Origin of the sequence: Arthrobacter nitrophenolicus (assembly GCF_000332815.1) — a bacterium.
In the GTDB taxonomy this organism is placed as follows: Bacteria; Actinomycetota; Actinomycetes; order Actinomycetales; family Micrococcaceae; genus Arthrobacter; species Arthrobacter nitrophenolicus.
Window position 1 is genome coordinate 1 of sequence record NZ_AOFD01000130.1, and the last position, 821, is coordinate 821.

Here is an 821-nt window from a genome sequence, read left to right on the forward strand (position 1 = left end):
AGGCTGGAGCATCATGAGCAAGACCACGAACAAGTTTTCCCCTGAAGTGCGCGAGCGGGCCGTGCGGCTGGTTCTGGACAACGAGGCGCAGCATCCGTCGCGCTGGCAAGCTGTGATGTCGATCGCGGTGAAGATCGGCTGCACGCCGCAGACGCTTAACGACTGGGTGAAGAAGGCCGAGGTTGACAGCGGTCGGCGCGCCGGCATTCCGACCGAGATGTCTGAGCGGATGAAGGCGCTGGAACGCGAGAACCGGGAGCTGCGCCAGGCGAACGATATCCTCCGGAAGGCGTCAGCGTATTTTGCGATGATCGAAGGCAGTGCGGCACTGCTTCAGCACTGCCTGAGATGCTCGACCGCCGGTCGAAGTGATGGTCAGGTTCATCGACGACCATCGAGGTGAACACGGGGTCGAGCCGATCTGCGGCGTGCTGCCGATCGCTCCGTCCACCTACTATTGTCATCTGGCGAAGCGGGCCGATCCGTCCCGGCTGTCGGATCGGGCACGTCAGGACGAAGCGCTGCGCCCCGAGATCCTTCGCGTGTTCGAGGAGAACTGGCGGGTCTATGGCGTCCGGAAGGTCTGGCGACAGCTTGGTCGGGAAGGCTTCGATGTCGCGCGATGCACGGTGGCACGGCTGATGAAGAGCATGGGTATTCAAGGCATTGTCCGCGGCAAACCGCACCGCACGACGATCCCCGACAAGAAGGCGCCGTGCCCGCTGGACAAGGTGAACCGCCAGTTCCGCGTGTCTGCACCGAACATGCTCTGGGTCAGCGATTTCACCTATGTCGCCACCTGGAAAGGGTTCGTCTATGTC

Annotated in this window: 1 pseudogene and 1 other annotated feature; the pseudogene reads left to right on the forward strand. The window is 62.5% G+C overall.

What is annotated here, in order from left to right:
- Positions 1-13: 13 nt before the first annotated feature.
- Positions 14-821: pseudogene (locus G205_RS21505) on the forward strand (IS3 family transposase); the annotation flags it as partial.
- Positions 295-446 (forward strand) — a sequence feature (AL1L pseudoknot). (Overlaps the previous pseudogene by 152 nt.)